Source organism: Lactovum miscens, from assembly GCF_014202895.1.
GTDB classification, from domain to species: domain Bacteria; phylum Bacillota; class Bacilli; order Lactobacillales; family Streptococcaceae; genus Lactovum; species Lactovum miscens.
In genome coordinates, this window is record NZ_JACHHV010000001.1 from 70,181 (window position 1) to 96,619 (window position 26,439).

The window sequence follows — 26,439 nt, forward strand, 5'->3', positions numbered from 1 at the left end:
TTTATTTTTTAAAATTTTCACCTTGAGTTTCATTCCTAAAGTCTCTAATCAGGCTAATAATATCACCTCGACGAGTTTCAATCTTTCCTTCCTTATCCTTTTGATAGACAGCATTTAGCATAGCGCCAATAATCAGAACACGAGATATAAATATGAACCAAATCATAAGTGCAAATATCACAATCGAGCTGACTAGGCGGAAGTCCTCCCACGATTTTATAAAGTGTGACACATATTGACCAACAAAACTTGTTAGGAAGACCAGAACAAAAACAGAAAAGAAAGTACCTGGTAAAACATAACGAAATTTTTTTATCCGAATATTAGGCATCAGTGAATAAAGAATTACCAATACAATAAATGTAATGAGTGCCAAGATTGGCAATGTGAGGTTTTTCAAGAAATCATAGATTTGACTGTTAAACTGCCAACTTTTATAAACTTGAGTGAGGACGGTCTGACCAAAAGTTGAAATAACAACCGCAGCATATAGCAAAATCATGATGATTAAACCACCTATGATACCAAGGACTCGGCTGATAATAAAATCGCGATGTTTAGTTACACCATAAGCTTTATTCATGGCCATTTGGAGAGCAGTCATGGATTTTGAGAAAGTCCACAAGGCCAAAATGATGGCGACTGCGAAAAGGGCAGTATTTGGTGTAGAAAGATATTGTTTTACATAAGAAGCGGTCATATTATAAAACTCAGTTGGAAGATTATTCTTCATAAAACTGAGAACTTCATTTACATCAATATGGAGATATGGCAAAACATTTGCTACGAGCAAAAGTATAGGAAAAATCGACAGTAGCAAGTAATAAGCGACTGCGATTGAAGACAGACTCATTTCACTATTCATAAATAAGGAAATGAAGAGATTAAGTCGGTCAGAATGTGAAATTTTGTAAAAAAATTTCTTCATTTTTCTCCTGGAACATTCTACTGCTCTATATAATAGTGAAAGAGTCAGCCTATGCTCACTCTTACAAACTTAATATGTACGTTCTTCACCTTGAGTCGTCAGAATAACTGGGCCGTCTTTTGTAATAACGAATTGATGTTCCATTTGGCAAGTAAGTGACCCATCTAAAGTCACGTAGCCTCGTTCACCATCGTGGTCGATTTCCCAACCACCTGTATTTATCATCGGCTCAATAGTCAAGACCATCCCTTGTTTAAGGCGAAGCCCATGACCGGCTTTACCAAAATGAGGGATTAATGGATCTTCATGCATCGTTGGGCCAACACCATGGCCGCAAAGATCGCGCACGACACCACATCCTCGTGATTCAGCATAATCTTGAATCACCGCTCCTATGTCACCAACCCGATTCCCAACTTTGGCCGCTTCAATGCCTAAATATAGACATTCTCTGGTCACTTCCCAAAGATCAGCCACTTCTTGCGAAACCTCTCCAACTTTATAAGCCCATGCTGAATCAGCTACACCACCGCGGAAACCTTCTTGTATAGCAATCATTGATTTGGCATCATCAAAGTTCAATTTTGAGACATCACAATAATCATCTTCAACCAAACCAAGCACCATATCAACTTTTAGAAGATCCCCCTCTTTCAAGATATAATGACGCGGGAAACCGTGAGCTACCTCATCATTGAGACAACAACAAGTTGCATAAGGATAAGGATTGTAATACCCTTCATCCACACCAATTTGAAGCGGAATCACATTTTTTTCTTTACAAACTTTACGGACGTATTCTTCAATAGCCCACATATCAAGGCCCGGTTTGATCATGTCACGAAGATGGATATGTATATCTGCGAGTATTTTGCTTGAATGTTTCATTTGTTCAATTTCACGTTGAGATTTAATTGTAATCATATTTCTATTATAACATTATTCATTCAGAGGGTTAATATGAAAGAGACTCAGGGGTATATTATTATTGGACTTTTGATATCTTCAGTGAACATAACTATAAATTAGAGTTACGATAAGGTACTGGTCAGCCTTGACCGCGCAAAAAATAACGATGCCCAAGTAATATAATAAACGTTTCACAAAACTAACTAAAGTTTATCGCGTATCTAAGAAGTAATAACAGGTTAATGCGGGAACTACTGTTCTCTCTTTTTGACTTGACGATTCACAATTTAAAAAACGCTAGATTTTGAAACTTACTAAGTTTAATAATTTTTTTCAGATTAATAACATTTAATGTCCTGACTATAAAGATAATTTGTTTAAATTCATATTTTCATTCAAAAAAATAATTTGATATAATGAAACGAAACGAAGGAGAAAATGATGGCGAAAGTCGAAATTGTATATTGTTCAATGACAGGAAATACTGAGGCCTGTGCTGAAATTGTTTATGAAAAACTTCAAAATTTGGGCGTGGATGTTGATATGCACGATTGCACGACGGTAGATCCAGACGATGTCTTTGTAGATTGTGAAATGTGTATTGTGGGAACATATACTTATGGTGATGGCGATATGCCGGATGAGATTCTAGATTTTTATGAAGAAATGCAAGGGATGGATCTCTCAGGTAAACTATTTGCTTGTTTTGGTTCAGGAGATACTTTCTACGAAGAATATTGCCGTAATGTTGAAGACTTTGATCGAGCTTTCGAAGCATGTGGGGCGACTCGTGCCGCTGAACTTGTGAAGGTAGAACTTTATCCTGAAGAGGAAGACAAAGAGAATTTGGAAACTTTCGCTGAGGTTTTGGCTTCAAAGCTTTAAGTTTTTAATATTGTTAAATAAAAATACGCCACATCCCATGTGACTTATTTTTTAATTATTTATTTGAAATATTTTATGTAATCACCATACCCTGATTTTTCAAGTTCGTCAAATTTTATAAAATGAAGAGCAGATGAGTTGATGCAATATCGAAGGCCACCTTGATCAAGCGGACCGTCCTTGAAGACATGCCCTAGATGACTGTCTGCTTTGTCTGAACGAACCTCTATCCGTTCCATACCAAAGTTTTTGTCATGATGCTCTTTAATTACTTTGCTATTGATCGGCTGTGTAAAGGCTGGCCAGCCACACCCAGAATCGTATTTTTTCTCACTGGTAAAAAGTGGCTCACCTGAAACAATATCAACGTAGAGTCCTCTTTCAAAAAAGTTATCAAATTCATTACTAAATGGTGCTTCTGTGGCAGACTCTTGGGTCACTTTGTAGCTTAAATCTGAAAGTTTCTTTTTTTCTTCTTCAAACATTTGAATTCCTCTTCAAGTTCTTATAATTGATAAGTCACGATGCTGAAATCATCATATCGCTGCAAGTAAAGTCGCCGTGAATCAAGTGACACAGCACTACGATAGAGAGTTGATGTATCTGAACGACTATCTGACCGTGGCACAGTTACTGAGTTAAGAATATGCCAAGTCTCAATGACATTTTGGGTTTCGTTTTTGGGAAAAATTCCTCTTTCTCTGAGAACAGCTGCACGTATGAATCTAGAGGTTGGTGTGAATCCCCCCGGCCAAACGGGTTTTCCAGAAAAATTTCCAGTTGAGATGCGATTTTCATGAATTGGCTGTCCCGTTAGATCAAGATATTCAGCCAGTTTTTCAAGTTCTCGTTCAAATATTGGTGCATTAGTCACAACTGCAACCGGATTTTCGAGAACAACCAATTTGCCATCTAAGGGCTCAATCGAAACGATACGCCCAGTTGTATCACATGCCGAAAAATGAAGATCATTTCGGCCAAATTTAAAGGCTGAAAATTCATCATTCATGAGCTCTATCCCAACCAACTTATCAATTAAGTCAGCTACTGACTTACAATTTCCCAACATCCACGTTGTAAATTCGAAAGCGGCCAATTGAAGTTTGTTTTCACTATTAGAAGCATTCGTGAGATACTCAGATTTATTTGAAAAGGTTAGTTTTTGGGCAGAGAAACCATATTCATTGACACCGTCCGAAAAATCAACATGAACGTTAGGAAGATCATGACCAACACCAAGAATAGCATATGGATTAACCACTGTCTTACCATTGTAAACTGTTTTCCAACTATATCCTGCTGGAACAGTGATGGCACTCGGAGTAAAGTTTCCACGCCAATCCATAGTTCTGGCAAAGAGGATATTTCCATCGGCTGCCTGCATTTTAATACTTGTACACATATTTTAGTTTATTATTCTAGAACTTAGTTCGAGATTTGTCATTGCCTTAGTTTTCGTCATCTTGTCTTGAAATTAGTTCTTTAAATTTCTCAATTCTTTTATCTCGGCTGCAGAAGTCCATTGTATCATCGGACACCATCTCTGGAAAAACCGTAGCAACTGCCTCTACGTAAACCTTTGCGGATTTTTCATTTTCTCCCAAAAGTCTTAGGCAAGGTTTTTCAAAGATTCTTTCAGTAGAATTTGGACCAATAAGCTCAATCTTATCGCACCAGAAATTCTCGTCCCTAAATCCCTCTATCAATATTAAATCAGTGTCGGATGGGGCATGCTTAGCAATAATATCGGATATTGACTCCTGATTTTGCTCATGCCATAAGAACTCTCCCTCTGTTTGCAAGCCAACGGCATCAGCTCCAGCACATGCAAAACGAAAACTATCAGTTTCTGGTGTATCGAGTACTGCACTATATGATCTTTTAAGACAAATGACCTTCAGATTCATTTTTTTGGCTACACTAATAAAATCGAGAATCACGCTCGTTTTTCCCACATTTTTATTTCCTATTACTTGCAAAACCTTCATGTATAAATTATAACACGCAACAAAAAAGACAGGCCAAAACTTGCCTGCCTTTTTTGATACAGCACTTAACTTTCTAAATTTCAAGTAATCTCTTTAATATATTAAAAAAACCCAACGATAAGCAAGACGCCTATAAACATAATCAAAAGTCCAATAATTTGTAAGAAATTAACTTTATTTTTAGGTGACTTCCACCAACCAAACTGTTGAACAAAAATACCAGTTAAGATTTGACCGAAGTCAACGAGAGCTACTACCATGGTTTGTGATAGGACAATACGAAGCCACATACGGACAATACCTACGATACCATTGAAAAAACCACCAAGGAAGTCTGTCCAATTCAAATCTTTCAACTGTTCCTTAGTTGGCAAAACTCGTCGTTCTTTTATTAAAGAGATTATGACAATCGCTACTAAACCAATAAAGAAGGCAAAGAATGAGCCTTGGATTGTTCCCTTAATCATTGTTGAAGCTGCTGCAAGCATACCACCGAGCTGACCATTCATAGTTTGCTGAACAGCTGTTAAGCCACCCACAATCAGTCCCCAAACACGCCAATTCCAGCGCACACCGCCGACCGCTGTTCCAAGACGGTCTTGGCGATTTTTTTCGGATAGAACAATAGCAATCCAAAGACCAATAAGTAAAAGCAAAACACCCACTATCTTCATCCACGCTAACGGTACCCTTGCAGAATTTAAGAGACCAAAAGTGTCAACCACAACTCCCATCACAACTTGACCAAGAAGTGGTAAAACAACAGTTTCTATCGCGCCAATTTTTGGGAACATCATGATATTTGAAGTCACATAAATGGCTCCAATCACACCTCCAAACCAAATGAAGGCGGGATGACTTCCAACAAAGCTAAAATTTGGCCAAAGTGGCTGTTTTGTGACCAAAGTCGCAATTCCCATAACAATAGTTGAAACCAAGATTGAGACGACAATTGCAACAAGAGGGGATTTTACTTTATTTCTAAGTCCAGCATTGATCGGTGTCATGTTTGCGAGCGCAAAACCGGCAAATATTCCAATCAAGATGTAAATAATTAACACAAAAATTTCTCCTAATTTCTATTGAAATAATTTAAAAGAGACAAAATAAATTGTCTAAACATTTTGACACTGATTTTATCATAATATTTACAGACGTGATATAATTTAACTTGTGAAATTTGTGTGGGGATAAGACTTTCCGTCCCAAATTATATATTAATCGGAGGATAAGAATGACCGAATTTAACTGGATTTCTGGAAGCAGAATCTATGAAGATATTAAATATGAAACTTACAATCATATTGCTAAAATCACGATAAATCGTCCAGAAGTGCGCAATGCCTTTCGTCCCAAAACTGTCGTTGAGTTAATTGATGCTTTTTCCATAGCACGTGATGATACAGAGGTTGGCGTTATTATCTTAACAGGTGCTAATCATGGCAAAGGTGTTGAAAAAGAGGCGTTCTGCTCAGGCGGTGACCAAAAAGTTCGAGGCAACGGTGGCTATGTAGATGATGATCATATTCCACGGCTGAACGTGCTTGATCTTCAGCATTTGATCCGTATTACGCCAAAGCCTGTTATTGCAATGGTAAATGGCTTTGCTATTGGTGGTGGACATGTTCTCCACATTGTTTGTGATCTTTCCATTGCTTCTGAAAATGCAAAGTTTGGTCAAACAGGTCCACGTGTTGGTTCGTTTGATGCTGGATATGGTGCAGGTCTTCTTGCAGCCATGGTTGGTCAAAAGAAAGCAAGGGAGATTTGGTTTCTGTGCCGTCAATATACTGCTCAAGAAGCTCTCGAAATGGGTATGGTCAATACAGTTGTACCTTTTGATCAGCTTGAAGCTGAGTCTGTTAAATGGGCTGAAGAAATGCTAGAACTTTCTCCAATGGCCCTTCGCATGCTTAAGGCTTCTTTCAATGCTGCAACCGATGGTTTAGCAGGTTTACAACAATTTGCCGGTGATGCTACCTTATTATATTACACAAGTGATGAAGCAAAAGAAGGACGTGATGCTTTTGTTGAAAAGAGAAAGCCTAACTTTTCTCAATTTCCTAAGTTCCCTTGATCCTATTAATTTGAGCCGTATCTTTCATTAGAAGAGCGGCTCATCTTGTATTAGTGCATTAGAAAGTTAATTCTGAATTCAATTATGCCATAGCATAATTGAATAAAGTGGTACATTTATGCTTGAATATTTAAAAAAATGGGCTGAAACCCAACCCGAAAAATTTTTTATCAACGATTTAACCTTCCGCAAAGTTTTAATTGAAGCTGTAAACCGTTCGAACTATTTAGTCTCTATTTCTGATGAAAGAGTCGCCCTCCTAATGAATAACAATGAGGAAAGCCTTCTTACCTTATTGGGTCTACTACTCCTTTCAAAAGAAGTCCTCCTTTTAAATCCAGCTTTGACTCAACGAGAAATTTCTGATCAGACCGAAGGGCTCAAGATTAATGTTGTAATCCAACCTAAAACTCTTTTTTCTGACTTTACTCTAAAAACTAAAATCTCCTCTAAACTTACGTTTGAGACCAACAATCAGAAGATTGCAGTTCTAATGAATACCAGTGCAACTTCTGGAAAATTTAAAACAGTGCCAATTACCTGGGGAATGATTGAAGCTCAGTGTCGAGCCTCTGCCAAAGTTTTTGGTGTTAATCCCAATGACAACTGGCTAGATGTTCTCCCACTCTTTCATGTTAGTGGCTTATCCATAGTCATGCGTTCTCTATATAATGGTACCCAATTAACTCTAACTGACTACGCAGAGGATGTTGTCATCGATTTGGTTAAATCTGAAAAGTTGACTATGATGTCGCTTGTACCAACTCAATTAAAGCCTTTAGTTGACCATTTGAAGCCTTACAACTTGAGGATGATTCTTCTTGGAGGTGAAACTATTCCTTTGAGTTTGGTTGAAAAGGCTATATCAAAAGGACTACCTGTTTACAAAACTTATGGAATGACCGAAACCTTTTCTCAGTCAGTGACCTTCAATGTTATAAAAGAACCTCAAAAAATAGCTACAGTTGGTCACGCCTTGCCTGATGTAACTATAGAGATTGAGCATCCCGACAAACAGGGTATCGGAGAAATCTGGATCAAATCTCCAATGCTCATGAAAGGATATCTGGGTCAAATACCTTTGGAAAATGGCTTTGCCACAGGAGACTTAGGTTATTTGGATGAGGATAATTATCTTTATGTTCTCAACCGACGCCGTGATATTATTATTTCTGGTGGTGAAAATATTTATCCAAAAGAAATTGAAGACTTGCTTTATCGCTTACCAGAAATCTTTGAATGTGCTCTAGTCCCTCGTGATGATCCTAAGTGGGGGCAGATTCCTATACTTTATTATGTTGGAGAACTAAATGAGATAGACATTCGAAACTATTTATCGGACAAACTAGCAAAGTTTAAACAACCCAAAATATTCATCCAGCTAGAGGAGCTTCCTAAAAACCCTTCTGGAAAAATCCTGAGAAAGGACTTAAACTAATGAATCTAATTGATCAATTAGGAATCATTCCAATCAAGTTTGAGGAAACCAAATATGAAGTTCATGTTGAGTTAAACGACTACCATGCTCAACCTGAAGGTTTTCTAAACGGGAGTGTGAGTTTAGCACTTGCCGAGATTTCTTCGGGTATGGCTTCCAATAACCTTCTTAATGATGGGTACTTTGCATTTGGTCAAAGTATATCAGCTGAGCATTTAAGAGCTATGAAATCTGTAGGTCTTCTTATTGTAAAAGGTGAGCTTTTACACAGAGGAAGAACTTCTCATGTTTGGGAAGTTAAGATATACGATGATAGGGAACGTTTAATTTCTCATGCAACTGTAACCAACCACATCCAAAAACTTAATTAATATTTTGAATTAAAATAAGAGCTAGCAAGTTAATCTTGTTAGCTCTTATATTTAGTTTGAACTTACATTTGTTGTATTAGAACTTGAAGATCCGCTACTGGATGATCCAGATGAAATTGTCGAGGCAGCTCTACTGGCAGATAAGCTTTTCGAAAGTCCAGCCGGATTATCATCGGCAAATTCGGTATTATAACTTGGTGTATCTTTTGAAAAGATTCCAACTTCCATATCAACTGTTTGAGGGGCTACAATGCTTTTAGCCACACTTGGATAGTAAGGCAATTTTTGTTCCATTTGGCTCAGCGGTACCTTGACCTGATTCCCATCAGACATTTGAAGTGTTATAAAGTCTGAAGTGGTTTGACTTGGAGTCAATGTGACTGTGCGAATAAGAGTCTTTAAAGATCCCGCTAAGGTTTCATATGCTAAAACAAATTCTTTAACCTGATTATCCGTGAAGTCTTTCAAAACTAGAGAATTAAGGTTTTCCTTATCTGGTGTAATAACAGATTCGTCCACTTTAGTTCCATTGGCCAAGATATTGTAAGCTTTTCCTTTTTGTTCAACATATCCAATTGTGCCAAATTCTTTTACTTGAACCGTTATAGTATTTGGGAATGAAAGTTTGATATTAGCCGATTCAACACGCGCAGAAGAATTAACTATTTTGGCTTCAATTGTCGCCTTATGAGTCATGATATTATAAATGCTGGACCGCATATTTAGTTTAGAAGCTGATGCAACCTCAGCCGAAGTAACCATAGAATTTCCAGTCACCCTGAAAGCCCCAATCTTATTAAGAGGGCTAAGCGAATAAATACTGATAACAAATGCTATAAAGAATATCATCAAAAGAGGCGAAGCTTTTTTTAAGAGTGGAATTAGCCAATCAAGTTCAAGATCAAACGAGAATCCTTCGTGACTAAACCCTGATTTTGTTCCTTCGTTTTTAAATGCTTTAGAGCTATCTTTTTTCGAAGAATATTTGGAACTTGTTTTGGATGCATCATTTTTCATACTCAATTTCAAAGTATTTTTTAGTTCTTTTTTTTCTTCTAACTTATTTTTTCGAACTGAATTACTACTTTGAATAAGCGAGTGAAGCGTCTTATCAGACTTTCGAGTTAAACGAAGTTTACGCAAAAATTCCCGGCGTTCTTCTTGCGCTTGGGCTCTTTTTTCAGATTCTTTGGCTACTAGCATTTTCTCATGCTCTATTTGCCAGGGACTTTTATACTCTTCACTCATGTATTTATTAGTTTACAATTTCCTTAATTATCTTATAAAGGCGCTCTGAAGCATCTGGCACGCCCGACTTGCGACTGGCTTCCTGCATTTCGCTATATTTCACCGTATCTTCTAAAATATCAGAAATACTCTGAATCAGTAGTTCAGCGGTCAACTCTGAGTCTTTAATAATAACTGCCGCTCCAGCCTCTACCAACTCCATAGCATTCTTGGTTTGTTGATCATTGGTTACATTAGGACTTGGAATGAAAATGGATGGAAGGCCTAGAGCAGTCACCTCTGCAATCGTTGTAGCACCAGAACGTGCCACAATCAAGTCAATCGATGACAGCAGCTCTGACATATTTGAAAGATACGGACGAATAACAATATTTCCCTTGTCGCTGTATTTTTCAAACTCCTCCTTGTAGTTATCATAGTAAATTTCACCTGAGGCATAAAGAATTTGATACTTTTGCTCAGCCAGTTTAGGTAAGGCTTTAACCAATGCTTCATTGATCGTTAAAGCACCACGTGAGCCTCCAAAAATTACTACAGTTCTCTTGTTTGGATCAAGTCCAAAGTTTTTGATAATATCAGAAGGTTGAATATCTGCAACCTCTTGGGCACGTGGATTCCCCGCAAAAACCACCTTGTTTTTAGGAAAATACTTCTCCGCATGATGAAAAGCAACAACAATTTTTGTCACACCAGAAGCTAGATGTTTGTTTGCCACACCTGGCACAGCATTTTGCTCGTGTAAAATGGTAGGAATACCTAATTTGATTGCTGCATTGACGACTGGCGCACAGACATAACCACCAGTCCCCATAACAATATCTGGTTTAAAATCTTGAATGATTTTCTTTGCGACTAAAGTTGACCGAATATACTTCCAAGCAGTGACAAGATTTTGCAGGGATAACGACCGACGAATACCTTGAATATCAATTGTCTTGAAATCATATCCAGCTGCTGGGACAATCTTTGATTCAAGACCTTTATCAGTCCCAATATAAAGAATTTCCGCATTATTATCCACTGTTTTTAAATATTTTGCAAAGGCTAAGGCTGGGTAAATATGCCCTCCTGTCCCACCACCTGTAAGGATTATACGCATTTAATTCTCCTTTAATTTTTCAAAGGCCTCAATAAAGAGGTCTCCTCTTTGCTCAGCATTCTTATATTGATCCCATGAAGCACAGGCTGGGCTTAACAAGAGCGTATCGCCTATTTCTGTTTGATAGAAAATTTCGTTCAGACCTGTCACCACATTCTCCGTGACATGATATGGTATGTTCATCTTTTCAGCTAAAGCAACAAATTTATTTGTTGTTTCACCAGAAATGATCAACCCCTTGATATCATTTAATGAATCTTCAAGTTCATCAAATTCATTTCCACGGTCTAGCCCGCCAACAAAAACCCAAAGTTTGGAATGATCAAATCCTGTTAGGGCTTTTTTGGTAGCTAGTATGTTAGTTGCTTCCGTGTCATTATAAGCAAGACGCCCTTGTGCCACACCCATGAATTGCAGGCGATGCCGAACTCCTTTGAATGTTGACAAAACATGCTTAATTGCTTCATTCTTAGCACCTGACAATTTAGTCGTCGCAATAGCTAAAAGAGCATTCTCCACATTATGATCACCCGGCAAGGAAAGATCCACCTTATCAATTATGAATTCACCTTTAAAATAAAGCTTTCCATCTTGGAGGTATGCCCCATTGACAACTTGCTCTGTTGAGATCGGAACAACCGTCGCATTAGTTTTTTTAGCATAATCTTGACGCATTTTTTCTTGATTGAAATTTAGAATTAGAAAATCCATCGCTGTCATATTTTTTTGGATATTCCATTTCGCTGCTTCATAATTCTCTTGAGAACCATGATAATCTAAATGCGTTGAGTAAATGTTCGTGATTACTGCAATATGGGGATGGAATCTTACCGTGCCCATTAGTTGGAAGCTAGATGTTTCAATGACCACTGTCTCATCTGCCTTAGCCTCTGACGCAACCGATGAAGCTGGGAAACCAATATTACCAGCTAAGCGAGCTAAATGGCCAGATTCATTAAGAATCTGAGCTACAAGAGTCGTCGTTGTCGTCTTGCCATTAGTTCCCGTCAGGGCAATCATTGGTGCCTCTGAAATGAGATAAGCTAACTCAATATCGGTATAGATTGGGATCTGACGAGTTTGAGCTCTCTCCACTATCACATTATCATATCTGATTCCTGGATTTTTAACCAATAGTTCTGCTTCTTCAATCAACTCTATAGGATGTGAGCCTGTTACGACTTTGATCCCGAGGGCTTCAAGTTCTGGAGCACTCATATCAGCTGCATCGTTTACTGTAACTTGTGCACCTAGTTCATGTAAAATCTTAGCAGCAGATGTACCAGATTTTCCTAATCCTAGAACAAGTACCTTCTTATCTTTGAATTCATGAATTTTTTTCATAGAATCATTATAGCAAAAAAGTCTGACGACTTTTTTATAAAATATCCTTCTAGATTAAACTAGTACACCTTTTTCTAATTTTTTATTTTTTGTTAACTACCGCTGATGAAAGTGCACTTGAAATTGAACTCTGAGCAGAAGTAAACGACGATTGGGCACTCTTTAAAGCATCAACATTTTTTTGAGAGATAGATTGGAGTGAGGCAATAATACTCGTTTGGCTTGCCATCTCGACACTCCGACTTTGAATTTCAGTTTGTGCACTCGCTAAGGCTTGAGATAAACTGCCTGATTTTTCAGTAAAATCATTGGCTTGATTGATCATCACAGACTCGCTCAACTGCATTTGATTTAAAGAATTTTGTAAAGCGGCTACATCATTATCATTTGACTTTGTAATTGACATCAACAGAACACCAAATACCGCAATCATTACAATAATTAAACTTGTAAAAATAATTATGGCTTTCCTCATGATTACCTCCGATAACGCCATTATTTCAAAGCTTTTCCAGCTTGTCAATCATTAACACCTTTTTATACCATTTTTTGTACTCTTCATAAAATCTCTTATTAAACAGTTGGTCACGACTTCACTTTGGGAATTTTGAACGTAAAAATTGATCCCTCGCCGAGCTTTGATTCAACTTTGATTTCTCCTTGATATTGCTTTATCATTTTAGACAAAATTGAAAGGCCAAGGCCAGTCCCTCCAATCTCTCTGTTCCGAGCTCGATCCGCACGATAAAAACGTTCAAAGATAAGGTTTTGATCCTCTTTAGAAATTCCCATCCCCTGATCTGATACTGATGCTTCAACATATTTGCCACTTTCTCTTAATGTTAACTTGATAGACTTCGGTATGTCTGGAGAATACTTCACCGCATTTTCAAGAAGAATATTCAGAGCTTGGACGTAGTGACTTGGATCCATTTGAATTTCTGTACTTACAATAACTTTATTATCAAGTTCCACTATAAAGTCTTTATGCAAAAGCTTAAAATTAGTAAGAGCATTCGCTGTTTCCTTTAATGGTGTACATTTTTTCATCAAATATTCATAAGGAAGATTTTCAAGACGAGAAATAGAGAGCATTTCTTCTAGCATTAATTTCACATTAGAAATCTCATCAATTGAAATACTAAGTGATTCTTCAAGAACTTTTGGATCATCTTTACCCCAACGTTTGAGGAGCTTTAAATGCCCATCAATAACTGCTAGAGGAGTCCTGAGCTCATGTGAAACATCTGAAACAAAACCTTTTTGTTGCTCAATATAATAATTTACCCGATTCATCATACTATTATAAAACTTCGCAATTTGACCAACTTCATCCTCCTGCTCAATCTCGACAGGCACAAACTTTTCATCAGGATGTGCGGCTACCTTTTCCATCGACCCAGTAATTTTTGATATCGGATGAGTAAATCGTCTTCCCATCCAGTAACCAAAGAAGGCAGCGGTCACAAAACCGACAAGTGCAATCCATACAAAATAAGAAAAAATTTCTTGGGCTAAACTTGTAAATGGATCTAAATTAAAAAAAATGAGGGCGTAACCAACAATTTGATTACTTTTAACTGAACTTATTGCTTTCGAAAGCAAAAATCCTTGTGAGCCTTTATAATTAATTAAGACTGTTTTTCCTCCTGTATCTCTGTGAAAAGGAAAGCTCTTATCTAAAGTTGAAAAGATTAACTTTTTATTATTTCCATATATATAAAAACTGAGATTTTTTTGACCAATCATATTGCTCAATACTGGCGAGGTTTGAATAACATACTCATTTTTATTAATTTCTAAATCCGAATCTATTTTTAAGTAACTCTTTAAATTTTTAACACTTAATGGAACATCTGACTCTTGAAGGGGAGTAACTAAATTATTCATGGATTGAATCATACTTTGCTTATTCGATTTATCAATTGTAGAGAGAACAATTCGGAATGAAGCAAAAGCAACAATCAAAATGGCGACAAAGAAAAAAGCAGCATTTGCAATCGACCAACGTCGCAAAATCGACTTTTTGGGTCGCGACTTCTTGGTCCTTATAGCTTTTACTGCTTTATTTATCATGGAAACTATTTTAACACATTAATTGGTAGCATGTTCACGCATCACATAGCCAAGCCCACGGACAGTCTGAATATAAGACTCATTACCCAACTGATCAAGTTTGTTACGCAAATAACGTATATAAACATCTACTACATTAGTTTCAGAATTAGGAAATCCCCAAACATCTGTGACCAATGTTTCACGAGTAACCACATCACCATTATGTTGCATTAGGTTCAATAGAAGCTCATACTCACGATTCGTCAAATCAATCACTTGATCACCGCGAAGGACTGCTCGGTTTGTCTTATCAATCGTTAAATCACGAAAGTGGGTTGAATCCTTTGTTCCTTCCTTACCCATCGTTTCAGAACGACGGAAGTGGGCCCGAACTCGAGCCAAAAGTTCTTCAATGGCAAAAGGCTTAATGATATAGTCATCTGCACCAATATCCAGACCAGCAACACGGTCCATCGTTGAATCACGTGCAGTCATCATAATAATTGGGGTCAACACTCCTTCTTTTCGAACGCGACGCGCTACTTCAAAGCCATCTAATTCAGGTAACATCAGGTCAAGTAGAATCAAATCATTCTTTCCAAACAAGGCAGCCTCAAGTCCTTTACGTCCATCCGCTACCACTGTTGTCTTATACCCCTCATGTTCAAGCTCTAATGAAACGAAATGACTCAGATTTTTTTCGTCTTCAATAATTAATATCTTTTTGCAATCTTCCATTATTTCGCCTTTCTAACAATGAGTACACAGATTATATTTAAAGTATAGTAATCTGTAAAAATCTACAAATTAAATAACTTTTATTTATCAGCTTATTCATCTAGACTTTTGTTAAAAATTTCCCCAAGACCAGCAAAAGGTGAACTTTCACGCTTCTTTTCCTCTTGATATTTCTTATATTCTTCCTCAGACATTACTTTCCAAGAATTTCCTTGTACTGATTTCACTGAATCCTCTTCTTCCACTGTCAAACGACGAAGTGGAATCTCAAGGAGAATATTATCTGCCACAGCTTCATCAAGCGAAATTTCATCCGACTCTAATGGGAAGACTTCTTCATTTTTTAAATCTTCTTCTGAATCAGAATAAGTTTCAAAAATATCAAGGCTTTGTTTAATTTTTACGGGTTCTAAGCTTCTCGACGAAGGTAACGTGATTTCATAACTAGCTTGTGCAAATAAATCATAAAATTTACCATCAAACTTGACTGACCCATTCACTTTAATCGACGTGATATCAAGGATTTCTGGATTACGGTTCATTAATTCTGATTTCAAATCTAGAACTTCATTTTCAAAATCTATACCTTTTAATTTACGAATTTCATCTATTTTCCATCTCATTATGGAATTGTAGCACTCTTTCATAAGTTTATCAAATTTCTCTCATTATATTCAGAAGTGGTAAAGTTTTACATTATTTTTGACAAATTATTCATAAGAAAAATGAAATTGTTTCAAAAAGCAAGCCACCAAGTCTTACTTTTTGTTTTTCTTTTTTGAACACACTTGTCGATAATGTACCGAGATTCTCGCATTCCAAACAGAATTGAATTTAAATTTTTTTCTGATTGCCAGAAGTTACTATCTTTAAGCAACGACCCCAGGTTGTCAGCTAGGTTTCTAATAATTACAAATATTTTAGGAAGTTAATCGCCGAGCACCTTTGAGAATGTTTTACCTGGCATTAGAGCCAATGTTGAGCCTTACAATGCTCAACAGCCTTTCGTATTATTTAATTATTACGTTGTGATAGTTTTCTTCATAGTTTCTACAAGTTTTTGAACTAAATAGATGCACCCACCCTTTGCAAAGTAAGCTCATACTATTCAGCTTTGTATTTCTAACTGGTATGTGAATTGCAAGTGGCTTGAGGCTCTTAAGCGTTTTAGAGAGCCTCAATAGTTTATGCCAATTAATTGTCTATACACAGCATTTTTGAAACTTTAAGATGAGAGACCAATTTTCGATCATAGGAAATAATAGAAAAGTTATCATCCATACTTTAATCAAACGGATTTGTTTGATATTGCACACTTAACAGTAAAAAAAATCGCCTACGTACCTTACTAAATGGAAGAAGTAGGTGAAGCATCTTCCATCTCGGGTATTAAAAACTCAAGTTTTTGGTGCTATATCACAAAATAATTCACTAACCTTCTATCAAAATTCAATATTCTTAATAAATAAAAAAAGCCTATTTTTTACTTTAGAAAAAAAGGCTCCAAATTTTTGGTAAAAAGACAAAAAGACCAACAACAACTGAAAAGCAAGAAATCAATAGAACTGCCCCAGCCGCCATATCTTTTGCCCTTTTTGCTCTCATATGAAAGTTATAATCAGCCGCTAAGTCAACAACATTTTCAATAGCTGAATTCATAAGTTCCATCGAGATAACCAGAAAAAGAGCAAGAAAAATCATCAACCAATCATAGTAATTAATCTGAAAAAGTAAGCCAGCAATTAAAACAATAATAGCAACCAGCAAGTGCTTGCGCATATTACTTTCTTCCTTGATAGCAGTAACTATTCCTGTAAGAGCAAAATGTAAGCTACTAAAAAAATTTTCATTTTTCCAGCGCCTGCGATCTGGCTTTTGTCCTCTTTCAGTCGAATAATCGCCCTTTTCATAGATTTTGACACCATGCTCATCAAAATCTTTTCGAAAAACTTTTTTATTATCTTGTAAGGCCATAGGCAGTCAAAATCTCCTCTTGGAGTCTAAACATTTCAGCTTCTTCAGGTCCACCAACTGGGTAGTGGTCATAACCATTAATGTGCAAAAAACCATGTACAGTCAACCAACCATATTCTCGCTCAATTGAGTGACCAAAATCAGTAGCTTGTTCCTCAGCCTTATCAGTAGAAATGAAAAGTTCACCAATGAAGGGATCCATTTCATCCATTAATCCTTCAGGAATTTCCATATCTTCATCAAAGAAAATTTCATCTTCATCTGGTTTATATTCGAGACTGATAACATCAGTTGGGCGATCAGTATCACGATATTGAAGATTCAATTCGTGACTACGTACATTGTCAACAAAAATCACTGCCATTTCCTTTGATTGAGACAAATGAATATAATCGGCCGCAAAAGCTAAAACTTTTTCAGTCTGTTCAATAATTGAAGAATCAAGCTTACCCGTTTCATCTGTAATTTCGATATACATATTTTGATTACTTTCTCTGAGTGAAGATTTAATAAGTGCTATTTCTTTTCAACATCATAGGCTTTAATAATTTCTGCGACAATCGGATGACGCACAACATCTCTTGATGAAAAGTAAATGAAATCAAGAGTTGAAATATGCCTCAACTTATCTTGAGCATCAATCAAACCCGATTTTTGATGAACAGGTAAGTCAATTTGAGAAATATCCCCGTTCACAATCATTTTAGATCCAAAGCCCAGACGTGTTAAGAACATTTTCATCTGCATAACTGTGGTATTTTGAGCTTCATCTAGAATAACGAAAGCGTCATCCAAAGTCCGACCACGCATATAAGCTAGAGGAGCAATTTCAATAATACCACGTTCCATCATGCGCTCTGTTCCGGTTTTTCCAAGTATCTGATAGAGTGCATCGTAGACAGGACGCAGATAAGGATCAACCTTTTCCTGTAAATCACCTGGGAGAAAGCCAAGATTTTCTCCTGCTTCTACGGCTGGGCGTGTTAATATGATGCGTTTGACAGCACCGTTTCTAAGGGCTTGTATAGCCAGAACAACTGCCAAGAATGTCTTTCCTGTTCCAGCAGGTCCAATACCGAAGACCACATCATGACTTTTTACAGAATCCACATAATTCTTTTGGCCCATATTCTTAACTCGAATAGGCTTCCCATCAGCATCTTTTGTCAATTCAACTTCATAAAGTGCCATGAAGTTTGTCATATTGCCAGTTTGAACCATCTTCATGGCAATTGCTACATCTGGGCTGTGTACAGGAAGGCCACGGCTAATCAACACCAAAAGCGCCTCAAATACTTGACGCGCTGAATCTGCATTTTCACCATTAATTTGTACAGTTTCTCCACGATAGTTAATGTTAACTTTAAGTGTCTCTTCAACCATTTTGAGGTAGCGATCTTCTGCGCCAAATAAGAGTACTGCGTCATCAAGATTCTTTAAGGTAAATTCGACTTTATTATCTGCCAAGGTCTTCTCCGTGTCATCAGCTACGGCTTGTATTGAGAAATACAAGTTTGTCTATTTTACTTATCATAATTCTTATTCGTTGTCTAAATTTGTCTGACGTTTTTCAGTTTCTGTTTTTTTTCGATACCACATTTTTCCGTTTGGATTATATTTCATGAGCAGTTCTTCAACTTTATCTGGTTGCCAATAATCTGCAGATGCAATAAAATTTCCATCTTTATCACGATTTGAAATAATTTTAAATCCCATTTACTTATCAACCTCTCAAAATACAACTACAAAAATCCCTAATGAGCTGAAAATTACTTTATTTAAATTATCAATCAACAAACTCGAATTCAAATTTAACAATACGAACAATGTCTCCATCTTTAGCACCACGACGTCGTAGTTCTTCATCAACACCCATTGAACGAAGTTGACGGGCAAACTTCATCACAGATTCATCATGATCAAAGTTAGTCATCTTGAATAAACGTTCAAGTTTTACACCACCAAGAACCCACGTGGACACATCTTCGCGATAAACTGAAAATTCAAGTTTGCCAACTTCATCTTCAAAACCATAGTATGCTTCATCAGACTCAGCAAATTGATCATCGTCATAAAGTTTAAATTCGCCTGTGTGTTTCACCAAGTCTGCCGTTGCTTCAAGCAGCCCACTTAGCCCATCCTTCGTCAAGGCAGAGATTTCAATTATTTGTGGCAGATCCGCAAATTCACCAAATTTATTTATTAATTTTTTCTTAAATTCTTTAAGATTTTCGGCTGACTGAGGCATGTCCATTTTGTTAGCTACAATAATTTGTGGACGTTCCATCAGACGTAAATCATAACTTTCAAGTTCATTATTGATGGTTAGGTAATCTTCAAAAGGATCTCTTCCATCAATGGCTGGCATATCAATTACGTGAAGCAAAACACGAGTACGCTCAATATGACGGAGAAACTCAATTCCTAAACCTGCCCCTTGATGAGCCCCTTCAATTAACCCTGGCATATCAGCTACGACAAAACTTGAACCATATCCTACATGGACCATACCAATGTTTGGCACTAAAGTTGTAAAGTGGTAGGCTCCAATCTTGGGCCGAGCATTTGAAATAACCGACAAAAGAGTTGACTTACCAACTGATGGAAAGCCAACCAATCCAACATCTGCCAAGACTCGGAGTTCAAGCATGAGAGTACGCTCTTGACCTGGTTCTCCATTTTCTGCAACCTCAGGTGCAGGATTATTGTGTGTAGCAAAACGCATGTTGCCACGACCTCCTCGTCCACCTTTGGCGGCCAAAAATGTTTCACCATTTTTACGCAAATCGGCTAACACTTCACCTGTTTCAGCATCTTTAACCGTTGTGCCTTCTGGGACATCTAAGTATATGTCTTCAGCACCATGACCATGCATTCCTTTAGTCATACCCTTTTCACCGGCATTTCCCTTCCAGATGCGATGGTACCTAAAATCCATTAATGTATTCAGTCCCTCATCAACGATCAGGAAAATGTCGCCACCGCGACCACCATCACCACCCCAAGGGCCACCGTCCGGAACAAATTTTTCATGCCGGAAAGAAACGGCACCATCGCCGCCCTTACCTGCTCGTAATACAATTTTTGCTGTGTCGAGAAATAATGCCATAAAGCTATTATAACATAAACTTTAATTTCAACATGGTCTACTTTCCTATTATTCCAAACCAAGAATTCACTAAATCAAAAAAAACGCCCAAAGGCGTTTTCTATTAAAAATTTAATAATTTATTTTGATAAGGCAGCTTTTTGGATATAACGATATGCGGTTACACCTATATACATGCCAAGGATAGTACCAAGAATGTAAATTAAATAACCTGCCCAGATTACAGAACCCTTAGTTTCAAAAGCACCAATTGTCAATGCTACCGCAGGATTCATGATAGCTGTTGAGCCTGCAAGGCTAGCTGCTGCAAAAAGACCAAAGCCTACGGAAAAGCCGGTTTCCCACATTGATTTGTTTTCTGAATAAAATGCATGCCCAATACCAAGCCCGAAGATAGCTGAACCAAGGATTTCAGTTCCTAAAGTCATCCATTCTGTACCTTTAGCAACAGTTGCATTGATAAAGCCAAGATCAATCTTACTACCAAGTTCAGCTACAGTCATGTTGTTTGTCTTCGCAAAAGCCGCTACATCGCTTGCACTAGTTGGTGGAGTTGTGATTCCCATTTGAGAGCCATATTGTGAAAGATATCTGAAAATGTTTGCATCCAGGTTGGCACGCCAGATGGCATGGAAGATCAAAAGAGCCAAAGCAGCACCAATTAATTGTGCAATAATATAAGCAATTGCTTTCATCCATGGCACTTTTTTATTAATTGCAAGTGCGATCGAGATTGCTGGATTTAAATGAGCCCCTGAAATATTTCCAAAGATGATTACCAAGAATACTAAAACAAAGCCAACTCCAAGCATCCCAACTGGAGCTGATACACCTGCTAAATAAATAATTGCACCTGCAAGCAAGAAGGTACCAATAAGTTCGGCAAGTAAAGCGCTGATTTTCAATGTCTCTTCAGTTGTGTTTGTTTCAACTGTTTCTGTCATTTCTTTCTCCTTTATAAGTTAGCTAAGTAAATAAAAAACCAAGCCATATCTAATTAAAATAACTCCTAAATTATAGCATATCTACAGGGTGACTTCAATGTGAGGTGTTTCACCAGGAGCTTCTACCAGCTTTTTTTAAGTTTGGTTTAAAGTAAGGTAGCTTCTTCTGTTGTTAATATCTCAACCAATTTAGCCAGTCCCATACCGTTAGACCCCTTAATCAAGATCTGATCACCTTCTCTTATAAATTCTTGAACTGCTTGGCTAAGCTCATCAAAACTTGTAAAGTACAGAGCTTCTGGTAATTTTTCTGCAAGATTTTTCATCATCGGTCCATAGAGAAAGATCTTATCTAGTTTTTCATTTTGAACAACTGCAGAAATGCTGGCGTGTAGTTCAGCAGAATGTTCACCCAGTTCAAGCATATCCGCAAGAACTACAACTTTCCTTCCACCGAAATTTCTTTCAATCGCTTGAAAAGTCTCAAGAATAAGGCGCATAGCCGTTGGATTGGCGTTATAGACATCTGACAAGATATCAACCCCATTAACAGATTTGAGCCATTCGGTCCGATTTTTGGTCAATTGCACGCTAGATAATGCTTGGTGAATCTTTCCTTCTGGAACTCCTTCAAGTTTTCCAACGTAAGCTGCCAACATTGCATTGTTTGCATTAAATTTCCCTGGCACTGGAATCGTGATCGATTTTCCAAAAAAATTCGTTTCAAAAGTCAAATTTTCCTTATGTTCAGTTAACTTCGTAACATATAAGTCAGCTCCAGTTTTCCCAAACCTAACAATCTTTTGCCCTTCAGGAATGAATTCATCAATGATTGGGTCTGCAGGAGCAACTAGAACATTTTCACGTTTTAGTCCTGCAGTAATTCCCATTTTTCCCCGAGCAATCTCTTTCCTAGTCCCGAAAAATTCTAAATGTGATTCACCAATTAATGTAATCAGAGCTATTTTTGGATTTGCTAGTTCCGACAAAAAAACAATATCTCCTGGACGATCCATTCCCATTTCGAGAACAAGCTTTTCTGTATCTTCAGGCATTGACAATATCGTATAAGGCAGCCCAATCTCATTATTGTTATTTCCTTGAGTTTTATAGGTCCTATAATGGGTTGCCAAAACAGCTGCTGTCATATCCTTAGTAGTCGTTTTGCCATTTGAGCCTGTTATGGAAATAACATCGGGATTTTCCTTTTTCAAATAGTAATGAGCAAGCCCCTGTAGTGCAACCTTAGTATCAGCTACTTGTAAAAAAGGATTCTCTTCGCTTAATGGATACTGCGTAAGCGTAACAAGTGCTCCTTGAAGAAAGGCCTTCTTGATAAAGTCGTGTCCGTCATGTTCACCTTTCAACGGGAGAAAAACGTCTCCACTTTCAATCTTTCGGCTATCAAATTCAAGCTTATTTATTTTCAGATCTTTATACTTTTCAAAATCATTAGTGGCATGAACTGCCCGACCAATCTCGTGTAATGTTAAATTCATAGCTTTAATTTTAACAAAAAAAGTAGATCATGACCTACTTCAATTTTAATTTCATATTTATTTTTTAGTTTCCTAAATGTGACTCACGGATTATAAAGGCTGATTGAGCTAACTCAACTAATTTTTCAATCAATTCTGGGTATTTTAATCCCATATTATCCCAAAGAAGTGGGTACATTGACCATTGAGTAAAGCCAGGTATTGAATTAATTTCATTCAGATAAAGATGGTTCTCATTATCTAGGAAAAAATCACATCGTGACATTCCAGTTCCATTGACTGCCTTATATGCCTTGATGGCATATGTCCGAATTTGATGAACTAATTTTTCTGAGATATCCGCTGGAATAGCCATTTCAATCCTATTGTCAAGGTATTTTGATTTATAGTCGTAAAAATCAACATCTTTGATAACTTCACCAGGAAAAGCAGCCTTGACCTCATTGCCATTCCCTAGGACTGCACATTCAATCTCTCGTGCATTGACCACCCCTTGCTCAACAACCACACGACTGTCAAACTTGAAAGCCTCGGTCAGCGCCAAATTTAATTCAGCAACATTCTCAGCTTTAGAAATACCCACGCTTGAACCCATATTGGAAGGTTTCACAAATACCGGAAATTTAAGCTTAGCAGCAACTTCTTCAATGATTTGCCATTCGTTTTCCCCTGCTAAAGCAGTAACATATGGTACTTGAGGGATATTCAAAGAAGTAAAGACAAGTTTAGCTAAAAGCTTATCCATCGTGCTCGAAGCAGATAATACACTTGGACCAACATAAGGCATGTGTAGGATTTCTAAAAAACCTTGGATAGTGCCATCTTCACCCATTGGTCCATGAAGGATTGGTAAAACAACTGCCTTATCTTCATAAATATCACCAGGCATAATTTTAAAATTTTCGTCTCTCGTTTGATTGGTCATCAATTCGCTCAAGTCAGTAACGCGATAGAAATCTCCATTATCGGAAATAAAATAGGGAATTATTTCAAACTTTTCCTTATTCGTTGCTGAGATCACATTTTTCGCTGATAGAACCGATACTTCCTTTTCGGCACTACGTCCACCATATAAAACTATTAACTTTTGTTTCAATTTCTTCTCCCGACTGCCTTTAAATTTCCTGTCTGTTTTCAACAGCTTTTATCAACGTTACTTCATTGGCATATTCTATGTCTGATCCAACAGCAAGTCCGTGTGCTAAACGAGTTACCTTAATACCTGCAGGCTTAATCAGACGAGAGAGGTACATTGCTGTGGTTTCGCCCTCACTACTAGCATTTGTAGCGATAATAATCTCTTGAACTATGTTGTCATGTAAGCGTCGAATTAGACTCTTAATGTTAATATCATCTGGGGTGACGTTATCAAAAACTGAAATAGTACCATGAAGGACATGGTAAAGACCGTGATATTCTCCTACGCGTTCAAATACAGTGACATCTCGTATTTCTTCTACGACTAGGATTTGGGATTTATCACGATTTGGGTCTGAACAAATCTCACAGATTTCCCCGCTGGCTAAATTCCCGCAAATCTTGCAGTATTGAAGTTCACGCTTCGCGGCAAGTAAATTTGCAGCAAAGTCATTCACATCCTGATCAGCCATGCCAATTGTGTGAAAGGCAAGGCGGGTGGCTGTTTTCTGACCAATACCTGGGAGTTTCTGATAAGATTCGATTAATTTTGCTAATTGTTCTGGATAGTACATTATTTTATAATTTTCATTTGAACGGCTAGATTAATAATGTCTCGAATCATGTCTTGATTGACATGTGTAGACATTGACACATCTGGCACCATAACTGCAACTGCGATCTGTGGGCTTGGCCCAGGCGCAAAAGCAATAGCATTATTTACAGTGACTGGATCACCATTTGTGGCATAACCTTCTGAGGTACCAGTTTTTGCATAAATCTCGGTTAGAGCTCCCTTACCAATCAAAGAACCAGTTGTGAGTGAATGTCCACCATAAACAACATCATGCATTCCCTGATGGATAATTGCCATATTTTCTGAAGAGATATTAACTTTGTCCATTGTTTTTGGCTGAATAGTTGAGACAACACTGCCAAGACTGCTATCAGTGCTTTGATAGATACCGTCAACTATGTGAGGTGCCAGTCTTACACCATTATTAGCAATCGTTTGGGCATATTGGGCAAGTTGAAGAGGGCTATAAGTATCATATTGACCAAAAGGCTCTTGTAACAATTTACCCATTGTTGATTCTGGGTCGTCTGGTGAATTAACAATACCTGTTGTTCCACCAGGAATATCTATCCCCGTTTCTACCCCTAAACCATAAGAAGCATAGGCCGCTCTCAGTTCATTATATACTTTATCTTGATTAGTAGTGGCAACCGTCATATTGGGACTATATGGTTGTCCCAACATTTTTAGTGTAAGTTGAACCATATAGGTATTAGATGAATATTCGAGAGCTTGTTGTGCTGAGATCGGCATCGGATTGGTAGATCCCCAATAAGAGGCAATAGGATTAGAACCTTTAATTTGGATAATTTGATCATTTTGAATCTCATTACCGCTAATTACGCCTGCATTCCAAGCAGCCGTTAAGGTACCTGGCTTGACAGTTGACCCTGGTATAAATGCATCATTCATTGTAGCAAGCGAATCACTAGTCAAAACACCGGTTGTCGTATCTCGGTCAATCCCATTCATAGCAAGAATTGCACCTGTCTGGGAATTTAGCACAACAGCATAGGCACCACTGACATGAGAATTTTGCGGATTAAGAATCCCACCCAAATCTTTTTGCAGAATTTGCTGGACTCCATTTTCAAAATCTAAATTGACCGTCAATTTAATGTTCTTTCCAGGAGAACCCGCTTGGACGACTGATTTTGATTTTTCAGTTTCATCCGGATTAATGGTAAGTTGATCAACTTCTTTCTTTCCTTGAAGAACAGACTCATAACCTTTTTCCAGATAAGAAAGTCCAACCCGATCATTCATTGCATAACCCTGTTTCAACAAGGCAGCTGCATCCTCCTGAGGAAGTCCCGCTTTTGTTGTAGAAACGGTCCCAATAATCGGTGTTAGAAGATTCCCCTGACTAATCGTATGATCCCAATCTGTTCCAAAAGCAATTCCTGGCAATTGACTCAGTTCAGAGGCAATGGCGGCTTGTTGTTCAGAACTAATATTGCCAGATGCAATGTTTGAAGTCGCATAAAGCTTAGTTGCGTTCATCTCTTTAAAAAGCTCTGCAGCAATCAAATCATCTCCGCTATACTGAACTTGACTATCTTTGACTAATCCAACTAGTTTAGCATAAACCTGTCCTTCAGTCAGACGTCTCCCTTGGCTGTCCACTTGATCTTTAGATTTTAATTTAGCTTGGGTTGCTTGAAGGTTTTTTGGATCTGACAAAAAATAATCTTTTAAATCCCTTGTTGTTAAATTTGAGGCATCAACATTATCTCTTAAGACGGCAACCAGTTTTATTGAATTTTGCCGCATCTGATCGCTGGTTATGGATGCTTTTCTTTCGAAAGTCACCGCAGGAATCGTCGTTGTAGCAGCCAAAACTTTCCCAGTCGCATCAAAAATCTGACCACGAGGCATACTTTGTGTAACCGTCGTACTTGATCCAGTTTGCTTTAATTTATCAGCATAAAAAGGTTTAGTTAAGATTTGCATATAATAAAGACGTCCAAGCAACACTAAAAATAAAACAAAGATGACTGCGAACAGAATATTTACTCGAAGTTTAATATTTGTTGTTTTAATTTTTAAATGTTTTCTTTCTTCAAAATTCGAATCTTTTTTTTGAGATCTTTTTCTTCTAAGCATTAGTGATATT

General features: G+C 37.5%; 27 protein-coding genes. 4 read left to right on the top strand and 23 right to left on the bottom strand.

The features are described 5' to 3' along the window. Position 1: 1 nt before the first annotated feature. Positions 2-928: a YihY/virulence factor BrkB family protein gene (locus tag HNQ37_RS00360; RefSeq protein ID WP_183538168.1), complete on the bottom strand. Its 927-nt coding sequence runs from the start codon at positions 926-928 to the stop codon at positions 2-4. A 69-nt stretch (positions 929-997) separates the two neighbouring features. Further along, complete coding sequence (locus tag HNQ37_RS00365; protein WP_183538170.1) at positions 998-1,852, bottom strand: methionyl aminopeptidase; 855 nt, start codon at positions 1,850-1,852, stop codon at positions 998-1,000. Between the two features lie 426 nt (positions 1,853-2,278). On the opposite strand from HNQ37_RS00365, the gene HNQ37_RS00370 reads away from it, so the two are divergent. Next, positions 2,279-2,722 (top strand): flavodoxin, encoded by a 444-nt coding sequence (locus HNQ37_RS00370; RefSeq protein WP_183538172.1) that lies wholly within the window; start codon positions 2,279-2,281, stop codon positions 2,720-2,722. A 59-nt stretch (positions 2,723-2,781) separates the two neighbouring features. Here the strand turns inward: HNQ37_RS00370 and msrB are convergent, their stop codons facing one another. The 4 genes from msrB to HNQ37_RS00390 all read right to left on the bottom strand — a co-directional run bounded on the left by msrB (position 2,782) and on the right by HNQ37_RS00390 (position 5,771). Further along, on the bottom strand, positions 2,782-3,207 hold the full coding sequence (gene msrB, locus HNQ37_RS00375) for a peptide-methionine (R)-S-oxide reductase MsrB (RefSeq protein WP_183538174.1): 426 nt from the start codon (positions 3,205-3,207) through the stop codon (positions 2,782-2,784). 20 nt (positions 3,208-3,227) lie between these two features. Continuing rightward, on the bottom strand, positions 3,228-4,124 hold the full coding sequence (locus HNQ37_RS00380) for a linear amide C-N hydrolase (RefSeq protein ID WP_183538176.1): 897 nt from the start codon (positions 4,122-4,124) through the stop codon (positions 3,228-3,230). A gap of 46 nt (positions 4,125-4,170) precedes the next feature. Then, the gene (mobB, locus tag HNQ37_RS00385; protein ID WP_183538178.1) at positions 4,171-4,710 is read right to left on the bottom strand and encodes a molybdopterin-guanine dinucleotide biosynthesis protein B; all 540 of its coding nucleotides are present in this window, start codon (positions 4,708-4,710) and stop codon (positions 4,171-4,173) included. Between the two features lie 101 nt (positions 4,711-4,811). Beyond that, positions 4,812-5,771 (bottom strand): DMT family transporter, encoded by a 960-nt coding sequence (locus HNQ37_RS00390; protein ID WP_183538180.1) that lies wholly within the window; start codon positions 5,769-5,771, stop codon positions 4,812-4,814. Positions 5,772-5,944: 173 nt separating this feature from the next. Between HNQ37_RS00390 and menB the strand changes: the two genes are divergently transcribed. From menB to HNQ37_RS00405, 3 genes are all read left to right on the top strand, one after another. Then, positions 5,945-6,787 carry a 1,4-dihydroxy-2-naphthoyl-CoA synthase gene (gene menB / locus HNQ37_RS00395; protein WP_183538184.1) on the top strand — a complete coding sequence of 281 codons (843 nt, stop codon included), beginning with the start codon at positions 5,945-5,947 and terminating at the stop codon, positions 6,785-6,787. A 118-nt stretch (positions 6,788-6,905) separates the two neighbouring features. After that, a complete protein-coding gene (gene menE, locus HNQ37_RS00400) occupies positions 6,906-8,225 on the top strand; it encodes an o-succinylbenzoate--CoA ligase (protein ID WP_183538186.1) in 1,320 nt (439 codons plus the stop codon). After that, the gene (locus tag HNQ37_RS00405) at positions 8,225-8,596 is read left to right on the top strand and encodes a PaaI family thioesterase (protein WP_183538188.1); all 372 of its coding nucleotides are present in this window, start codon (positions 8,225-8,227) and stop codon (positions 8,594-8,596) included. Before menE ends, HNQ37_RS00405 begins: the two co-directional genes overlap by 1 nt. A gap of 51 nt (positions 8,597-8,647) precedes the next feature. On the opposite strand, the gene HNQ37_RS00410 is transcribed toward HNQ37_RS00405, so the two are convergent. The 17 genes from HNQ37_RS00410 to HNQ37_RS00490 all read right to left on the bottom strand — a co-directional run bounded on the left by HNQ37_RS00410 (position 8,648) and on the right by HNQ37_RS00490 (position 26,429). Then, a complete protein-coding gene (locus HNQ37_RS00410) occupies positions 8,648-9,844 on the bottom strand; it encodes a cell division protein FtsQ/DivIB (protein WP_183538190.1) in 1,197 nt (398 codons plus the stop codon). 7 nt (positions 9,845-9,851) lie between these two features. Next, complete coding sequence (gene murG, locus HNQ37_RS00415; RefSeq protein ID WP_183538192.1) at positions 9,852-10,943, bottom strand: undecaprenyldiphospho-muramoylpentapeptide beta-N-acetylglucosaminyltransferase; 1,092 nt, start codon at positions 10,941-10,943, stop codon at positions 9,852-9,854. Then, the gene (gene murD, locus HNQ37_RS00420; protein ID WP_183538194.1) at positions 10,944-12,287 is read right to left on the bottom strand and encodes a UDP-N-acetylmuramoyl-L-alanine--D-glutamate ligase; all 1,344 of its coding nucleotides are present in this window, start codon (positions 12,285-12,287) and stop codon (positions 10,944-10,946) included. An 82-nt stretch (positions 12,288-12,369) separates the two neighbouring features. Beyond that, positions 12,370-12,762, bottom strand: a complete 393-nt coding sequence (locus HNQ37_RS00425; protein WP_183538196.1) for a hypothetical protein — start codon at positions 12,760-12,762, stop codon at positions 12,370-12,372. A gap of 110 nt (positions 12,763-12,872) precedes the next feature. Continuing rightward, a complete protein-coding gene (locus tag HNQ37_RS00430; protein WP_183538197.1) occupies positions 12,873-14,363 on the bottom strand; it encodes a HAMP domain-containing sensor histidine kinase in 1,491 nt (496 codons plus the stop codon). An 18-nt stretch (positions 14,364-14,381) separates the two neighbouring features. After that, positions 14,382-15,083, bottom strand: a complete 702-nt coding sequence (locus HNQ37_RS00435; RefSeq protein WP_183538199.1) for a response regulator transcription factor — start codon at positions 15,081-15,083, stop codon at positions 14,382-14,384. Between the two features lie 92 nt (positions 15,084-15,175). Then, the gene (locus HNQ37_RS00440; protein ID WP_183538201.1) at positions 15,176-15,706 is read right to left on the bottom strand and encodes a YceD family protein; all 531 of its coding nucleotides are present in this window, start codon (positions 15,704-15,706) and stop codon (positions 15,176-15,178) included. A gap of 865 nt (positions 15,707-16,571) precedes the next feature. Beyond that, positions 16,572-17,057: a diacylglycerol kinase family protein gene (locus tag HNQ37_RS00445; RefSeq protein ID WP_183538203.1), complete on the bottom strand. Its 486-nt coding sequence runs from the start codon at positions 17,055-17,057 to the stop codon at positions 16,572-16,574. After that, positions 17,041-17,535: an rRNA maturation RNase YbeY gene (gene ybeY / locus HNQ37_RS00450; protein ID WP_183538205.1), complete on the bottom strand. Its 495-nt coding sequence runs from the start codon at positions 17,533-17,535 to the stop codon at positions 17,041-17,043. The genes HNQ37_RS00445 and ybeY overlap by 17 nt, the downstream gene beginning before the upstream one ends. 38 nt (positions 17,536-17,573) lie before the next feature. After that, complete coding sequence (locus HNQ37_RS00455) at positions 17,574-18,524, bottom strand: PhoH family protein (RefSeq protein ID WP_183538207.1); 951 nt, start codon at positions 18,522-18,524, stop codon at positions 17,574-17,576. 72 nt (positions 18,525-18,596) lie between these two features. Continuing rightward, a complete protein-coding gene (locus HNQ37_RS00460; RefSeq protein WP_183538209.1) occupies positions 18,597-18,773 on the bottom strand; it encodes a hypothetical protein in 177 nt (58 codons plus the stop codon). 70 nt (positions 18,774-18,843) lie between these two features. Continuing rightward, complete coding sequence (obgE, locus tag HNQ37_RS00465; protein ID WP_183538211.1) at positions 18,844-20,166, bottom strand: GTPase ObgE; 1,323 nt, start codon at positions 20,164-20,166, stop codon at positions 18,844-18,846. A 119-nt stretch (positions 20,167-20,285) separates the two neighbouring features. Continuing rightward, positions 20,286-21,110: an MIP/aquaporin family protein gene (locus HNQ37_RS00470; RefSeq protein ID WP_183538213.1), complete on the bottom strand. Its 825-nt coding sequence runs from the start codon at positions 21,108-21,110 to the stop codon at positions 20,286-20,288. A gap of 146 nt (positions 21,111-21,256) precedes the next feature. Continuing rightward, positions 21,257-22,609, bottom strand: coding sequence for a UDP-N-acetylmuramoyl-tripeptide--D-alanyl-D-alanine ligase (locus HNQ37_RS00475; RefSeq protein ID WP_183538215.1), 1,353 nt, complete (start codon positions 22,607-22,609; stop codon positions 21,257-21,259). A 64-nt stretch (positions 22,610-22,673) separates the two neighbouring features. Then, on the bottom strand, positions 22,674-23,705 hold the full coding sequence (locus tag HNQ37_RS00480; protein ID WP_183538217.1) for a D-alanine--D-alanine ligase: 1,032 nt from the start codon (positions 23,703-23,705) through the stop codon (positions 22,674-22,676). A gap of 19 nt (positions 23,706-23,724) precedes the next feature. Then, a complete protein-coding gene (gene recR / locus HNQ37_RS00485) occupies positions 23,725-24,321 on the bottom strand; it encodes a recombination mediator RecR (RefSeq protein ID WP_183538219.1) in 597 nt (198 codons plus the stop codon). Next, positions 24,321-26,429, bottom strand: a complete 2,109-nt coding sequence (locus HNQ37_RS00490; RefSeq protein WP_183538221.1) for a penicillin-binding transpeptidase domain-containing protein — start codon at positions 26,427-26,429, stop codon at positions 24,321-24,323. The genes recR and HNQ37_RS00490 overlap by 1 nt, the downstream gene beginning before the upstream one ends. Between the last annotated feature and the right edge of the window lie 10 nt (positions 26,430-26,439).